The 15,679-nt window shown below is 65.6% G+C and carries 13 protein-coding genes; all 13 read left to right on the plus strand.

Annotated features, from left to right (window positions below; translation table 11 throughout):
* Positions 1–6: 6 nt before the first annotated feature.
* Genes rsmH through ftsA form a run of 13 tightly spaced genes read left to right on the plus strand, consistent with a single transcriptional unit; the run spans position 7 to position 15,633 of the window.
* Positions 7–960, plus strand: coding sequence for a 16S rRNA (cytosine(1402)-N(4))-methyltransferase RsmH (gene rsmH, locus VSR82_RS26565; protein ID WP_176104975.1), 954 nt, complete (start codon positions 7–9; stop codon positions 958–960).
* Positions 957–1,307, plus strand: coding sequence for a cell division protein FtsL (ftsL, locus tag VSR82_RS26570; protein WP_368586825.1), 351 nt, complete (start codon positions 957–959; stop codon positions 1,305–1,307). The genes rsmH and ftsL overlap by 4 nt, the downstream gene beginning before the upstream one ends.
* Positions 1,304–3,169 (plus strand): peptidoglycan D,D-transpeptidase FtsI family protein, encoded by a 1,866-nt coding sequence (locus VSR82_RS26575; RefSeq protein WP_368624204.1) that lies wholly within the window; start codon positions 1,304–1,306, stop codon positions 3,167–3,169. The genes ftsL and VSR82_RS26575 overlap by 4 nt, the downstream gene beginning before the upstream one ends.
* On the plus strand, positions 3,166–4,728 hold the full coding sequence (locus VSR82_RS26580; protein WP_429457833.1) for a UDP-N-acetylmuramoyl-L-alanyl-D-glutamate--2,6-diaminopimelate ligase: 1,563 nt from the start codon (positions 3,166–3,168) through the stop codon (positions 4,726–4,728). Before VSR82_RS26575 ends, VSR82_RS26580 begins: the two co-directional genes overlap by 4 nt.
* Entirely contained in the window at positions 4,725–6,137 is a 1,413-nt protein-coding gene (locus tag VSR82_RS26585) for a UDP-N-acetylmuramoyl-tripeptide--D-alanyl-D-alanine ligase (protein WP_429457835.1), read from the plus strand. The genes VSR82_RS26580 and VSR82_RS26585 overlap by 4 nt, the downstream gene beginning before the upstream one ends.
* 15 nt (positions 6,138–6,152) lie before the next feature.
* Complete coding sequence (gene mraY / locus VSR82_RS26590; protein ID WP_176104980.1) at positions 6,153–7,322, plus strand: phospho-N-acetylmuramoyl-pentapeptide-transferase; 1,170 nt, start codon at positions 6,153–6,155, stop codon at positions 7,320–7,322.
* Between the two features lie 25 nt (positions 7,323–7,347).
* Positions 7,348–8,859: a UDP-N-acetylmuramoyl-L-alanine--D-glutamate ligase gene (murD, locus tag VSR82_RS26595; RefSeq protein ID WP_429457837.1), complete on the plus strand. Its 1,512-nt coding sequence runs from the start codon at positions 7,348–7,350 to the stop codon at positions 8,857–8,859.
* Positions 8,856–10,133, plus strand: coding sequence for a putative lipid II flippase FtsW (ftsW, locus tag VSR82_RS26600; RefSeq protein WP_176121921.1), 1,278 nt, complete (start codon positions 8,856–8,858; stop codon positions 10,131–10,133). The genes murD and ftsW overlap by 4 nt, the downstream gene beginning before the upstream one ends.
* Positions 10,130–11,254: an undecaprenyldiphospho-muramoylpentapeptide beta-N-acetylglucosaminyltransferase gene (gene murG, locus VSR82_RS26605; protein ID WP_429457839.1), complete on the plus strand. Its 1,125-nt coding sequence runs from the start codon at positions 10,130–10,132 to the stop codon at positions 11,252–11,254. Before ftsW ends, murG begins: the two co-directional genes overlap by 4 nt.
* Entirely contained in the window at positions 11,251–12,654 is a 1,404-nt protein-coding gene (gene murC, locus VSR82_RS26610; RefSeq protein WP_368586819.1) for a UDP-N-acetylmuramate--L-alanine ligase, read from the plus strand. The genes murG and murC overlap by 4 nt, the downstream gene beginning before the upstream one ends.
* Before the next feature lies 1 nt (position 12,655).
* The gene (locus VSR82_RS26615; protein ID WP_429457841.1) at positions 12,656–13,597 is read left to right on the plus strand and encodes a D-alanine--D-alanine ligase; all 942 of its coding nucleotides are present in this window, start codon (positions 12,656–12,658) and stop codon (positions 13,595–13,597) included.
* Positions 13,598–13,620: 23 nt separating this feature from the next.
* Positions 13,621–14,373, plus strand: a complete 753-nt coding sequence (locus VSR82_RS26620; protein ID WP_410848654.1) for a cell division protein FtsQ/DivIB — start codon at positions 13,621–13,623, stop codon at positions 14,371–14,373.
* Between the two features lie 27 nt (positions 14,374–14,400).
* Entirely contained in the window at positions 14,401–15,633 is a 1,233-nt protein-coding gene (gene ftsA, locus VSR82_RS26625; protein ID WP_008921172.1) for a cell division protein FtsA, read from the plus strand.
* Positions 15,634–15,679: the final 46 nt, after the last annotated feature.

The raw sequence follows: 15,679 nt of genomic DNA on the forward strand, positions 1-15,679 counted from the left end.
ATTTATATGGCTTCTGCGATGAGAAACGAATTGCAGCATCGCACGGTGCTGTTGAACGAAGCGGTCGATGCGCTGGTCACGCGCGCCGACGGCACGTATGTGGACGGCACGTTCGGCCGTGGCGGCCATAGCCGCCTCGTACTTGAGCGGCTTGGTGAAGCGGGGCGGTTGATCGCGTTCGATAAAGATCCGCTCGCGATCGCGACGGCGCAGAAGATCGCCGACCCGCGCTTTGCCATCGTCCACGAGAGTTTTGCTTCACTGCGCGCCGCGATGGCGGAGCGCGGGGTAGGGCGTGTGTCGGGGGTGTTGCTGGATCTGGGCGTGTCGTCGCCGCAAGTCGACGATCCGGAGCGGGGCTTCAGCTTCCGCGCCGACGGCCCGCTCGACATGCGGATGGACCCGACGCGCGGCGAATCCGCGGCTGACTGGCTCGCGCGGGCTACGGTGCAGGAACTGACGGAGGTGATACGAGATTATGGGGAAGAACGGTTTGCTTTTCAGATTGCAAAGGCGCTTGTTGCTCGCCGGGCAGAGTCCGACCGTCTTGGGCCTCTCGTCAGCACGGGCGAGCTTGCCCAAATCGTGGCTAACGTCGTCAAAACCCGTGAGAAGGGCAAGGACCCGGCAACCCGCACCTTTCAGGCTATACGGATTCACGTCAATCAAGAGCTTGCGGAGCTGCAAGTCGTTCTAGAAGCAGCGTTGTCGTTGTTGGAGCAAGGGGGGCGGCTGGTGGTCATCAGCTTTCATTCGCTCGAGGACCGTATCGTCAAGCGATTCATGCAGGCGCACGCAAGTACGCCGGCGGTCGACCGCCGCCTGCCGATCCGCGCGGTCGACCTGCCGAGCCCTCCGCTCAAGATCATCGGCCGCGTCTTTGCGAGCGACGCTGAAGTCGCCGACAATCCGCGCGCCCGTTCTGCCGTGATGCGCGTGGCGGAGCGGATCGCGCCATGAACCGCCTCAATATCTTCCTGCTGATCATCGTGATGGGCTGCGCCTTGTCGGTCGTCAACGCGACCAATCAGCAGCGTCAGATCTTTATCCAGCTGCAGCGCGCGCAGTCGCAGGAGCGTCAGCTGCAGCAGGACTATTCGCAGCTTCAATATCAGCAGAGCGCGCTGTCCAAAACGTCGCGCATCGAGCAACTCGCCACCGCCTCGCTGAAGATGCAATCGGCCACCACGGGCCGCACGCAGTACCTGACGCTCGCCCCGGGTGCCGCAACGGCGCTCGACGCCCCCATTCCGACTTCCGCGCCGGCCTCGGCGCCGGTTGCAGCCCGTCGCGGAGCCACGCGATGAAAAAATCGTCGGCGCACAAGAGCGTTGCGTTCTCGGCCAACCCGATTCTGTCGGTGCGCCTGCCGATGTGGCGCTCGAAGCTCGTCGTGTTCCTGCTGTTCATGGCGTTCGTCGCGCTCGCCGGGCGCGCGTTCTGGATTCAGGGGCCGGGGAACGCGTTCTATCTGAAGCAGGGCGAAATCCGCTATCAGCGCCGCATCGACATGCCCGCCACGCGCGGCAAGATTCTCGACCGCAACGGTCTCGTGCTCGCCACGAGTCTGCCGGTGCGCGCAATCTGGGCGATTCCCGAATCGGTGCCGGACGACCTCGGCGCCGACAAGCTCGACGCGCTCGGCAAATTGCTCGGCATGACGACGAAGGAACTGCGCTCGAAGCTGTCGGAAGACAAGACCTTCGTCTACGTGAAGCGCCAGGTGCCGGTGGACGTCGCCGACAAAGTCGCGGCGCTCGACATCCCCGGCATTTACTCGCGCGCCGAGTACAAGCGCTTCTATCCGGAAGGCGAGATCACCGCTCACCTGATCGGCTTCACCAACGTCGAGGACGAGGGCCAGGAAGGCGTCGAGCTCGGCGACCAGAAGCTGCTCGCGGGCACCTCGGGCAGCCGTCGCGTGATCAAGGACCGGATTGGTCACATCATCGAGGACGTCGACGAGCAGGTCGTGCCGCACAATGGCAAGGACGTCGACCTGTCGATCGACAGCAAGATCCAGTACATCGCCTATACGAACCTGAAAGCGGCCGTCGAAAAATTCAAGGCGAAGGCCGGCGCGGCGATGGTGATCGACGTGCGCACCGGCGAAGTGCTCGCGCTCGTCAACTACCCGACCTACAACCCGAACGACCGCTCGCACCTGACCGGCGAGCAGCTGCGCAACCGCATCCTGACCGACACGTTCGAGCCGGGCTCGATCATGAAGCCGTTCACGGTGTCGCTCGCGCTCGATCTGCACCGGGTGACGCCGACTACACTGGTAGATACGGGCAACGGTCACTTCGTACTCGACGGCGCGCCGATCACCGACGACAGCGGCTTCGGCGTGCTGACGGTCGGCGGCGTGATCCAGAAGTCGAGCAACATCGGCGCGACGAAGATCGCGATGCAGCTACGGCCCGAAGAAATGTGGAATATGTATACCAGCATCGGTCTCGGCCAGGCGCCGAAGGTCGGTTTTCCGGGCGCGGCGGCGGGCCGCCTGCGTCCGTGGAAGAGCTGGCGCCGCATCGAGCAGGCGACGATGTCGTACGGCTACGGCCTGTCGGTGTCGCTGTTCCAGCTCGGCCGCGCGTACACCGCGATCGCGCACGACGGCCAGATCATGCCGGTGACGATCTTCCACGCGCCGGGCGACCAGCCGGCCACCGGTCCGCAGATCTTTTCGCCGACCACCGCGCGTGAAGTGCGCGCGATGCTCGAAACCGTCGTGTCGGCACAAGGCACGTCGCCGGATGCGGCGGTGCCCGGCTATCGCGTCGGCGGCAAGAGCGGTACCGCGTACAAGCACGGACCGCACGGCTACGACCACTCCAAATATCGCGCGTCGTTCGTCGGGATGGCGCCGATGCCGAATCCACGCATCGTCGTTGCAGTGTCGGTCGACGAGCCGACGGCGGGTAGCCACTTCGGCGGCCAGGTGTCGGGCCCGGTGTTCTCGGGCATCGTCGGCGATACGCTGCGGGCGCTGAACGTGCCGCCCGACATGCCGGTCAAGCAGATGGTGGTGTCCGACGATTCGGCGCCGCCCGCGCCCGGCGCGCCGTCGGCGCCGTCCGGGGCGAAGAAGCTGCCGACGAACCCGGGCGTGAAGAAGGTGACCATTTCCGCCAACCAGAAAACCCATCCAGGAGTCGAGCGATGAGCGCGCTGCGCGAGCAACATCCAGCGCACCGGCAGATCGCCGACGCCCTCGCCTGGCTGCGCGCGCACGTGCAGCCAGGCGCGCATCTGCACGCCGACACGCGCTCGCTCGCGGCCGGCGACGCATTCTTCGCGTACGCGGTCGATGGCGCGGACAACCGCGCGTTCATCGACGCGGCGATCGAGCGCGGCGCGGCCGCCGTGCTCGTGCAACCCGAAGGCTTCACCGGCAAGCTCGACGCGTCCGTCGCGCATGCGGTACCGGCTTTGAACGAACTCGCCGGCACGATCGCGAGCGCGTGGTATCGCGATCCGAGCGACGCGATGCTCGCGGTCGGCATCACCGGCACGAACGGCAAGACGTCTTGCAGCCAGTGGGTCGCCGCGGCGCTGTCCGCGCGCGGCACGCGCTGTGCGATCGTCGGCACGCTCGGCACGGGCCTCGTTGGTCAGCTCGTGCACACCGGCTTCACGACGCCCGACGCACCGCAATTGCAGCGCAGCCTCGCGCAATTGCGTGACGCGGGCGCGCAGGCGGTGGCGATGGAAGTGTCGTCGCATGCGCTGCATCAGGGGCGCGTGAACGGCACCGCTTTCGACATCGCGGTGTTCACGAATCTGACGCAGGACCATCTCGACTATCACGGCACGTTCGAGGCCTATGAAGCCGCCAAGGCGCGCCTGTTCGCATGGCCCGAGCTGCGCGCGGCCGTGATCAATCGCGACGATGCCGCCGGCCGGCGTTTGCTCGCGAGCACGCGTGGTCACGCTCGCACCATCGCTTATGGCATCGAGGGCGAGCATGGCGACGCCGGCGCCACGAATGCGCCACAAGCGGACGCGTGGCTGACCGCATCGAACGTGCGTGCGACCGCGACCGGCACCGCGTTTCATCTGAGCACCTCGGACTGGGGCAACGCCGACGTCGAAGTGCAAACGCTCGGCCTCTTCAACGTCAGCAATCTGCTTGCTGTGCTCGGCGTGCTGCTCGCCGCGGACGTGCCGTTCGGCGCGGCGCTCGCCGAACTCGCAAAGCTGGAACCGGTGAACGGCCGCATGCAGCGTTTGGGCGGCCGACTGCAAAACGACGAGCCGCTCGTCGTGATCGATTACGCACACACACCCGACGCGCTCGAAAAAACGCTCGAGGCACTGCGCCCGATCGCGACCGCGCGCGGCGGCGAACTCGTCTGCATGTTCGGCTGCGGCGGCGACCGCGATGCGACCAAGCGTCCGTTGATGGGCGCGATCGCCGAGCGGCTGGCGGACCACGTCGTCGTGACGAGCGACAACCCGCGCAGCGAAGACCCGCTCGCGATCATCGAGCAAATTACCGCGGGCATGCAGGATGCGTCGCAGGCGCGCCGCGTCGAAGACCGCGCGAGCGCGATCCTGCAGGCGATCCGCGGTGCCGCGCGTGAAGACGTGATCGTGCTGGCCGGCAAGGGGCACGAAGCGACACAGGAAATCATGGGCAAGAAACGCGCTTTTTCCGATCAGGACCACGCCCGCCTCGCGCTCGCCGCGCGGGCCACACAAACTCGCGGAGGTGGCGAATGACGATGTTCTCGCTACGAGCAGCCGCCGCGCAGATTCCCGGCGCGAGCGTCAGCGGCGACGACAGCGTGCGCTTCGAACGCGTGTCGACCGACAGCCGCAGCACCGGTCCCGGCGATCTGTTCATCGCGATCAAGGGCGATCGATTCGACGCGCACGACTTCCTGCCGCAAGTCGCCGAGCGCAACGTCGCGGCCGTGCTGGTCGCGCGCACGCCGGAGAACTGGAGCGTGCCAGCGATTCGCGTCGCCGATACGCGCGCAGCGCTCGGCGCGCTCGCGCGCGGCTGGCGTCGTCAGTTCGACCTGCCGCTCGTCGCGGTCACCGGCAGCAACGGCAAGACCACGGTCAAGGAAATGATCGCGTCGATCTTCGCGGCCGCGGTCGGCGCGGACGCGCGTCTGGCCACCGCCGGCAATTTCAACAACGACATCGGCCTGCCGCTCACGCTGTTCCGTCTGCATGCCGCGCATCGGCTCGCGGTGGTCGAGCTCGGCATGAACCATCCGGGCGAAACTGAACAGCTCGCGAAGCTCGCCGAGCCGACGGTCGCGGTCGTCAACAACGCGCAGCGCGAGCACCAGGAATTCATGGCGACCGTCGAAGCGGTCGCGCTCGAACACGCGAGCGTGATTCACGCGCTGTCACCGGAAGGCACCGCAGTGTTCCCCGCCGACGACGCGTACGCGAGCATCTGGCGCGTCGCCGCTACCGGCAGCCGCATCATCGATTTCGCGTTGAACAGCGCGGAGCGCACCACCGAAGCCGCGGTGCAGGGCACGTTCGACGGCAAGCGTTTGAGCATCGACACGCCGCAAGGCCATCTCGACGTGACGCTGCAGGTGCTTGGCGATCACAACGCGCACAACGCGCTCGCGGCGACCTCGGCCGCGTTGGCCGCGGGTGTGTCGCTCGACGCGATCCAGCGCGGACTCGAATCGTTCGGCGCGGTGAAGGGCCGTCTGCAGGTCAAGCAGGCCGCGCTCGGCTCGCTCGCGGGCGCAACCGTGATCGACGACACCTACAACGCGAATCCCGATTCGATGCGCGCCGCGATCGACGTGCTCGCGTCGCGTGAATCGCCGCGTGTGCTCGTGATGGGCGACATGGGCGAAGTCGGCGACAACGGCCCGGCGTTTCACCGCGAAATCGGCGCGTATGCGAAAGAGCGCGGTATCGACGCGCTGTATGCGATGGGCGACGCCTCGCGCGACGCCTGCACCGCGTACGGCGAGGGCGCGCACCACGTCGCCGATGTCGGCGCGCTGGTCGCGCAATTGCAGCAGGCCGGCTTCGGCGCTGCCGCAACGCTTCTCGTGAAAGGCTCGCGTTTCATGCAAATGGAGCGCGTGGTGGACGCCGTTACGAGTCCACAACCCAATGCCGCGGGCTCGACGCCCGCCGCACATTAAAAGAAGGATCCAGGCATGCTACTGGCGCTGGCGCAATGGCTGCAGAATGACGCAAGCTTCTTGCGCGTGTTCAGTTATCTGACGTTTCGCGCGGTGATGGCGACCATCACCGCGTTGCTGATCGGGCTCGTCTGCGGCCCGGCGGTCATTCGCAAGCTGACCGCAATGAAGGTCGGCCAGGCCGTTCGCAAGGACGGCCCGCAAACTCATCTCGTCAAATCGGGCACGCCGACGATGGGCGGCGTGCTGATCCTGCTCGGCATCGGCGTGGCCACGCTGCTGTGGGCCGATCTGACCAACCGCTTCATCTGGATCGTGATGCTCGTCACGTTCGGCTTCGGCGTGATCGGCTGGGTCGACGATTACCGCAAAGTCGTCTACAAGGACCCGCGCGGCATGTCATCGCGCGAGAAGTATTTCTGGCAATCGGTGATCGGCCTGTTCGCGGCGGTGTATCTCGCGTTCAGCGTGTCCGAGGCGAGCAACGTGCGCGTGTTCGACCTGTTCATGGCGTGGGTGCGCAGTGGCCTGTCGATGGGCCTGCCGGCGCGCGCCGACCTGTTGCTGCCGTTCTTCAAGTCGATCACTTATCCGCTCGGCGTGTGGGGCTTCATCGTGTTGACGTATCTGGTGATCGTCGGCGCGAGCAACGCGGTGAATCTAACCGACGGCCTCGACGGACTCGTGATCATGCCGGTCGTGCTGGTCGGCGGGTCGCTCGGCGTATTCGCATACGTGATGGGCAGCTCGGTCTACTCGAAGTACCTGCTGTTTCCGCACATTCCCGGCGCGGGCGAACTGCTGATCTTCTGTTCGGCGATGGGCGGCGCGGGACTTGCGTTCCTGTGGTTCAACACGCACCCGGCGCAGATGTTCATGGGCGACGTCGGCGCGCTCGCACTCGGCGGCGCGCTCGGCACGGTCGCGGTGATCGTGCGTCAGGAAATCGTGCTGTTCATCATGGGCGGCATTTTCGTTGCGGAGACGCTGTCGGTGATGCTGCAGGTCACGTGGTTCAAGTATACGAAGCGCCGTTACGGCGAAGGGCGGCGCTTCTTCAAGATGGCGCCGCTGCATCACCATTTCGAATTGTCGGGCTGGAAGGAAACACAGGTGGTCGTGCGGTTCTGGATCATCACGTTGATGTTGTGCCTATTCGGTTTGTCCACTCTCAAATTGCGTTAAGCAGCAGTATTTAAGGAAGCAGGCGATGTTCGGCGAGAAGTTTCGGGATCGGCAAAAGCCGATGGTGCTCGTGCTGGGACTGGGTGAATCCGGTCTCGCGATGGCGCGCTGGTGCGCCAGGCACGGCTGTCGGCTGCGCGTGGCAGATACGCGCGAAGTGCCGCCGAACCTGTCCGCTCTCGAAGCGCATGGTGTCGATGCCGATTTCGTCGGCGGTCCGTTTTCGCCGGTGCTGCTCGAAGGCGTCGAACTGGTCGCGATCAGCCCGGGGCTGTCGCCGCTCGCCGCCGATCTGCTGCCGCTGATCACGGCGGCGCGCGAGCAGGGCATTCCAGTGTGGGGCGAGCTCGAACTGTTCTCGCAGGCGCTGCGCACGCTCGGCGAATCCGGCTACGCGCCGAAGGTGATCGCGATCACCGGCACGAACGGCAAGACCACGACGACGAGCCTGACCGGCCTGCTGTGCGAACGCGCGGGCAAGAAGGTCGCGGTGGCGGGCAACATCAGCCCGTCGCTGCTCGACAAGCTGTCCGAAGCGATCGATCAGACCGCGCTGCCCGACGTGTGGGTGCTCGAACTGTCGAGCTTCCAGCTGGAGACCTCGCATACGTTTACGCCGGACGCGGCGGCCGTGCTCAACATCACGCAGGATCATCTGGACTGGCACGGCGGACTCGATGCGTACGCGGCCGCGAAGGGCCGCATCTTCGGTACACGAACGGTGCGCGTGCTGAATCGCGACGACGCCCGTGTGATGTCGCTCGGGCCCACCAGCGGCGAGGCGGAGGTCATCACGTTCGGCGTGACCGAGCCGAAGAACGACGGTGACTACGGCCTGTTGCGCGAGAACGGCATGGTGTGGCTCGTCGAGGCGCAAGATCGCGACGCGAGCGATGAGCCCACGCCGAAGCGCCGTCGCAAGAACGAAGCAGCCGCAACGCCCGACATCGCGCTGAAGCGTCTGATGCCAGCCGACGCGCTGCGCATCCGCGGCCTGCACAACGCGGCGAACGCGCTGGCCGCGTACGCGCTCGCGCGCGCGATCGGTCTGCCCGGCGCACCGCTGCTGCATGGCCTGCGCGAATATCGCGGCGAGCCGCATCGCGTGGAACTGATCGCGTCGATCGACGGCATCGACTACGTGGACGACAGCAAGGGCACCAACGTCGGCGCGACGGTCGCCGCGCTCGACGGTCTCGCGCAACGCGTCGTGCTGATCGCGGGCGGCGACGGCAAGGGCCAGCAATTCGAGCCGCTCGCCGCGCCGGTGATGCGCTGGTGCCGCGCGGTGATGCTGATCGGCCGCGACGCGCCGCAAATTCGCGCGGCGCTCGAACATTGCGGCGTCGCGATGACCGATCACGCGACGCTCGAAGAAGCGACGCGCGCGGCCACTGCAATCGCGCAGCCCGGCGACGCGGTGCTGCTGTCGCCCGCGTGCGCGAGCTTCGACATGTTCAAGGGATACGCACACCGTGCAGCGGTATTCCGCAGCACGGTCGAAGATATCGCGGCCGAACGGGGGACGATGATATGAGCTGGTCGGAACGTTTCGGCTCGCGCGAAGCCACCGGCGGCAACGGCGCCGCCGCAGGTACGTCTTCCCGCACGTCGACCCGCACGGGTGGCAGCGGACTCGCGAGCGCGGTCAACGGCGTGCGGCCGCTGCGCTCGCGCATGCTCGACTACGACCACTCGCTGTTGTGGGTCGTCGTCGCGCTGCTCGGACTCGGCATCGTGATGGTGTACTCGGCGTCGATCGCGATGCCCGATTCGCCGAAGTACGCGTCGTATCGCGACTGGGCGTTCCTCGTGCGCCAGATCGTCTTCGTGCTGATGGGCTCGGCGGTCGGCATCGTCTCGTTCCGCATTCCGATTTCGACGTGGGACAAGTACGCGCCCAAGCTTTTCCTGATCTCGCTCGTCGCGCTCGTGATCGTGCTGATTCCGCACGTCGGCAAGGGTGTGAACGGTGCGCGCCGCTGGATTCCGCTCGGCATCACGAACATGCAGCCGTCGGAAATCATGAAGCTCGCGGTGACGATCTACGCGGCGAACTACACGGTGCGCAAGCAGGAATACATGCACAGTTTCGCCAAGGGCTTTCTGCCGATGGCGGTCGCGGTCGGCCTGGTCGGCGCGCTGCTGCTGCTCGAGCCGGACATGGGCGCGTTCATGGTGATCGCGGCGATCGCGATGGGCGTGCTGTTCCTCGGCGGCGTGAACGGCAAGCTGTTCGGCGGCCTCGTCGCGACCGCGGTGGGAACATTTACGTTGCTGGTGTGGGCTTCGCCTTGGCGTCGTGAGCGGATCTTCGCGTACCTCGATCCATGGGACGATCGCTACGCACAGGGCAAAGCGTATCAATTGACGCACTCGCTGATCGCGTTCGGGCGTGGCGAGTGGTTCGGCGTCGGTCTCGGCGGCAGCGTCGAGAAGCTCAACTATCTGCCCGAAGCGCATACCGACTTCATTCTCGCAGTGATCGGCGAGGAGTTGGGTTTCGTCGGCGTGCTCGTCGTGATCCTGATGTTCTACTGGATCGTGCGCCGTTCATTCGAGATCGGTCGTCAGGCGCTCGCACTCGATCGCACGTTCGCGGGTCTCGTCGCGAAGGGCGTCGGCATCTGGTTCGGCGCGCAGACCTTCATCAACATGGGCGTAAACCTCGGTCTTCTGCCGACCAAAGGTCTCACGCTGCCGCTCGTTAGCTACGGTGGCTCGGGCATTTTGCTGAACTGTGTGGCGATCGCCGTTTTGATGCGGGTGGATTACGAAAATCGTGTGCTGATGCGTGGAGGGAAGGTATGACCCTCACGCCACAACGCACGCTGATGGTGATGGCCGGCGGCACCGGGGGACATGTGTTCCCGGGGCTCGCGGTCGCGCATCTGATGCAGGCATGGGGCTGGAAAGTCGTATGGCTCGGCAACCCCGCGGGCATGGAAGCGACGCTGGTACCGAAGCACGGCATTCCGATGGAGTACGTGCGCTTCGGCGGCGTGCGCGGCAAGGGGCTGAAGACCAAGCTGATGCTGCCGGTGAATCTGCTGCGCGCGTGCACGCAGAGCCTGAGCGTGCTGCGTCGCGTGAAGCCCGATGTCGTGCTCGGCATGGGCGGCTACATCACGTTCCCGGCCGGGCTGATGACCGCGTTGAGCGGGTGCCCGCTGGTGCTACACGAACAGAATTCGATCGCCGGTCTCGCGAACAAGGTGCTCGCGAAGCTCGCGAAGCGCGTGCTGGTCGCGTTTCCGAATGCGCTGCCGCACGGCGAATGGACCGGCAATCCGATTCGTGAGGAACTTGCGCGCGCGAATGCACCCAAAGCACGCTACGCGCAGCGTAACGGTCCGCTGAACGTGCTCGTCGTGGGTGGCAGCCTCGGCGCCGCCGCGTTGAACGAAGTCGTCCCGCGCGCGGTCGCGCTGTTAGCGCCCAATGAAAGACCGCGCATCGTGCATCAGGCGGGCGCGAAGCATATCGATGCGCTGCGCGAGAACTATGCGGCCGCAGGCTTGCAGGCAGGCGCGGACGTGTCGCTCGTGCCGTTCATCGACGACATGACGAGCGCCTATGCGCAGGCCGACCTGGTGATCTGCCGCTCGGGCGCGATGACGGTGTCGGAGATATCGGCGGTCGGCGTCGCGGCGCTGTTCGTGCCGTTCCCGTACGCGGTCGACGATCACCAGACCACTAATGCAGCGTTTCTCGCCGACAACGGCGCGGCGCTGGTCGTACAACAACGCGATCTGTCGGCGGAAAAGCTCGCCGACTGGTTGCGTAGCCAGACGCGGGAAAGTCTCGCGGAAATGGCGGAGCGTTCGCGCTCGCTCGCGAAACCGGATGCCACCGAACAGGTCGCGCAGATCTGCGCGACGGTGGCGGGTGCGGGTTCGATGGCGGGCGTGAGCCCAGAAGGAAAGCAATGAAACACATCGTCAAACATATTCATTTCGTCGGCATCGGCGGCGTCGGCATGAGCGGCATCGCCGAAGTGCTCGTCAATCTCGGCTATCAGGTGAGCGGCTCGGACCTGTCGGGCAACGCGGTCACCGAGCGCCTCGCCGGGCTCGGCGCGCGCATTTCGATCGGGCACGCGGCGGAGAACATCGAAGGCGCGAACGCGGTGGTGGTGTCGACCGCGGTGCGCAGCGACAACCCGGAAGTGCTGGCCGCGCGTCATCGCCGCATTCCGATCGTGCCGCGCGCGGTGATGCTTGCGGAACTGATGCGTCTGAAGCAGGGCATCGCGATCGCCGGCACGCACGGCAAGACCACGACCACGTCGCTGGTTGCGAGCGTGCTCGCCGCGGGCGGGCTCGATCCGACCTTCGTGATCGGCGGCCGGCTGATCAGTGCGGGCGCGAATGCGCGTCTGGGCACCGGCGACTTCATCGTCGCCGAGGCGGACGAATCGGACGCGTCGTTCCTCAACCTGTTCCCGGTGATCGAAGTCATCACGAACATCGACGCCGATCATATGGATACCTATGGTCACGACTTCGCGCGTCTGAAGCAGGCGTTCATCGAATTCACGCACCGTCTGCCGTTCTATGGCATCGCGGTGCTGTGCGTCGACGATCCGAACGTAAAAGAGATCCTGCCGTTCGTGTCGAAGCCGATCATCCGCTACGGGTTCGCGGCCGATGCACAGGTGCGCGCGGTCAACGTCGAAGCGCGCGAAGGGCGCATGCATTTCACCGTGATGCGCGAAGACGCGGCGCCGCTCGACGTCACGTTGAACCTGCCGGGCGAGCACAACGTGCAGAACGCGTTGGCCGCAATTGCAATTGCGACTGAACTTGAAGTGAAAGATGCCGATATCCAGCGAGCGCTCGCGGATTTCAACGGCGTCGGCCGACGCTTCCAGCGTTACGGCGAAGTGCCGGTCGTCAGCGACGGCCAGGCCGCGGGCTCCTACACGCTGGTGGACGACTACGGTCACCACCCGGTCGAAATGGCCGCCACGGTGGCGGCGGCGCGCGGCGCATTTCCGGGTCGGCGCCTGGTGCTGGCGTTCCAGCCGCACCGCTTCACGCGCACGCGTGATTGCTTCGAGGATTTCGTGAAAGTGCTGTCGACCGTCGACGCGCTCGTGCTGACCGAAGTCTATGCGGCCGGCGAAGCGCCGATCGTCGCGGCGGACGGCCGCGCGTTGGCGCGCGCGCTGCGTGTCGCGGGCAAGGTCGAGCCGGTGTTCGTCGATACGGTCGATGAAGTGCCGGACGCGCTCTCTACGGTGGTGCGCGACGGTGATGTGGTGATTACGATGGGCGCGGGTTCGATCGGCGGTGTGCCGGGTCGCCTCGCTCAGGAACTGAAGGTGTGAGATGAGCAGTATCGATCCCAAAAAATTCGGCAAGGTGGCAGTGCTGCTCGGCGGTAATTCGGCCGAGCGCGAGGTGTCGCTCAATTCCGGACGCCTGGTGCTGCAGGGTCTGCGCGACGCCGGCGTCGACGCGCATCCGTTCGATCCGGCCGAGCGTCCGCTGTCGGCATTGAAGGAAGAGGGCTTCGTGCGCGCGTTCAACGCGCTGCATGGCGGCTACGGCGAAAACGGCCAGATCCAGGGCGCGCTCGATTTCTACGGCATCCGCTACACCGGTAGCGGCGTGCTCGGCTCGGCGCTCGGACTCGACAAGTTCCGCACCAAGCTCGTGTGGCAGCAGCTCGGCATTGCGACGCCGCCGTTCGAAGCGGTGCTGCGCGGTGACGACTACGAAGCTCGCGCGAAAGAGATCGTCGCGAAGCTCGGCCTGCCGCTGTTCGTCAAGCCGGCGAGCGAAGGTTCGAGCGTCGCCGTGATCAAGGTGAAGAGCGCGGACGCGCTGCCGGCCGCGCTGATCGAGGCCGTGAAATACGACCGTATCGTCGTGGTCGAGAAGAGCATCGAAGGCGGCGGCGAGTACACCGCGTGCATCGCCGGCAATCTGGATCTGCCGGTGATCCGCATCGTGCCAGCCGGCGAGTTCTACGACTATCACGCGAAGTACATCGCCAACGACACGCAGTATCTGATTCCCTGTGGTCTCGGCGCCGAAGAAGAAGCGCGCCTGAAGGTGCTCGCGCGCCGCGCGTTCGACGTGCTCGGCTGCACCGACTGGGGCCGCGCGGACTTCATGCTCGATGGCGAAGGCAAGCCGTACTTCCTCGAAGTGAACACGGCGCCCGGCATGACCGATCACTCGCTGCCGCCGAAAGCGGCGCGCGCGGTCGGCATCAGCTATCAGGAACTCGTGGTCGGCGTGTTGGCGCTGACACTGCAGGATTAACCAGGGTAAGCGCAAGCAACACCATGTGGAACAACGTTCGCCAGCTCAATCTCGCCACCAACGCGCTGCACGCGTTGCTGGTGCTCGTGCTGCTGGCGGCGGGCGGTTACTGGATGATCCAGCGCCCGAATTTCGCGCTGCGCGAGATCCAGATCGACGGCGACACCGAGCACATCAATTCGCCGACGGTGCGCGCCGGCGTTGTGGGGCGCCTGAAGGGCAACTACTTCACGGTCGATCTCGACGCCGCGCGTCAGGCGTTCGAGCAGATGCCGTGGGTGCGTCACGCGAGCGTGCGGCGCGTGTGGCCGAATGCACTGGCTGTCACGCTCGAGGAGTACAAGCCGCTAGGGACGTGGGGCAGCGATCAGCTGGTGAGCGTCGACGGCGAACTGTTCACCGCGAACCAGGGCGAGCTCGACGAAGAACTGCCCGCGTTCGACGGCCCGGACGGTACGGCGAAGGAAGTCGTCGCGCGTTATCACGACTTCCAGAAGTGGTTCGCGGCGATCAACGCGACGCCCGAGGAAGTGACGCTGTCGCCGCGCTACGCGTGGACGGTGAAGCTGTCGAACGGCACGCAGGTGGAGTTGGGCCGCGAACGCAATCAGGACACGCTGGCCGATCGCAGCAAACGCCTGACCGCGGCATGGGGCGCGGTGACGCAACGTTGGGGAAAGGATATCGAGAATGCGGACTTGCGCTATCCGAACGGTTTCGCGATTCGTGCCGCTGGCATGCGCTTCATCAGCGAACCCGACAAGGGCAAGAAGTAAACGGACATCACACGCACTGAGCACGCTATGAGTAAAGACTATAAGGATCTGCTGGTCGCCCTCGACATCGGGACGTCGAAGGTAGTGGCCATCGTCGCCGAGTTGAAGGGCGAGGGTCACTACGAGGTGATCGGTCTCGGCCAGAGCGAATCGAAGGGGCTCAAGAAGGGCGTGGTGGTGAACATCGAAGCCACCGTGCAGTCGATTCAGCGCGCGCTCGAGGAAGCCGAGCTGATGGCCGACTGCAAGATCACGAACGTGTTCACCGGGATCGCCGGGAGCCATATCCGCAGCTTCAATTCCAGCGGCATGGTCGCGATCAAGGAGAAGGAAGTCACGCAGGCGGACGTGGCGCGCGTGATCGAAACGGCCAAGGCGATCAACATCCCGACCGATCAGCAGGTGCTGCATATCCTCACGCAGGAATTCATCATCGACGGCCAGGAAGACGTGCGAGAGCCGATCGGCATGAGCGGCATCCGCCTCGAAGTGAAGGTGCATATCGTCACCGGCGCGGTCAGCGCGGCGCAGAACATCGTCAAGTGCGTGCGACGCTGCGGCCTCGAAGTGAACGATCTGATTCTGCAGCCGCTCGCGTCGTCGCTGGCGGTGCTGACGGAAGACGAAAAGGAACTGGGCGTGGTGCTGGTCGACATCGGCGGCGGCACGACGGACATCGCGATCTTCAGCGAAGGCGCGATCCGCCACACCGCCGTGATTCCGATCGCCGGCGACCAGATCACCAGCGACATCGCAATGGCGCTGCGCACGCCGACGCCGGATGCCGAGGACATCAAGGTCGACTACGGCATCGCCAAGCAGGCGCTCGCCGATCCGGACGAGATGATCGAAGTGCCGGGTCTCGGCGAACGCGGTCCGCGCACGCTGTCGCGCCAGGCGCTGGCGGCGGTGATCGAGCCGCGCGTCGAAGAACTGTTTTCGCTCGTGCAGCAGGTGGTGCGCGAGTCGGGTTACGAGGAGTTGCTGAGTTCGGGCGTCGTGCTGACGGGCGGCGCGTCGATGATGATCGGCATGGTCGAGCTCGGTGAGGACATTTTCCTGAAGCCGGTGCGCATTGGGGTGCCGGAGTACGCGGGCGGTCTCGCCGACGTCGTGCGCAATCCGCGCTATTCGACGGCAATGGGCCTGCTCGTCGAAGGGCGCTCGCAGCGCATGCGCGGGCGCAAGGTTGCAGTGCAGTCGGGGTCGATGGGACAGGTGTTCTCGCGCATGAAGGACTGGTTCCTCGGCAACTTCTGACCAGGGGTTTCGAGAAATTCGCGCTGGTGCCGGCGGCCGGTGCGCG

Source organism: Burkholderia sp. JPY481 (assembly GCF_038900515.1).
GTDB classification, from domain to species: domain Bacteria; phylum Pseudomonadota; class Gammaproteobacteria; order Burkholderiales; family Burkholderiaceae; genus Paraburkholderia; species Paraburkholderia youngii.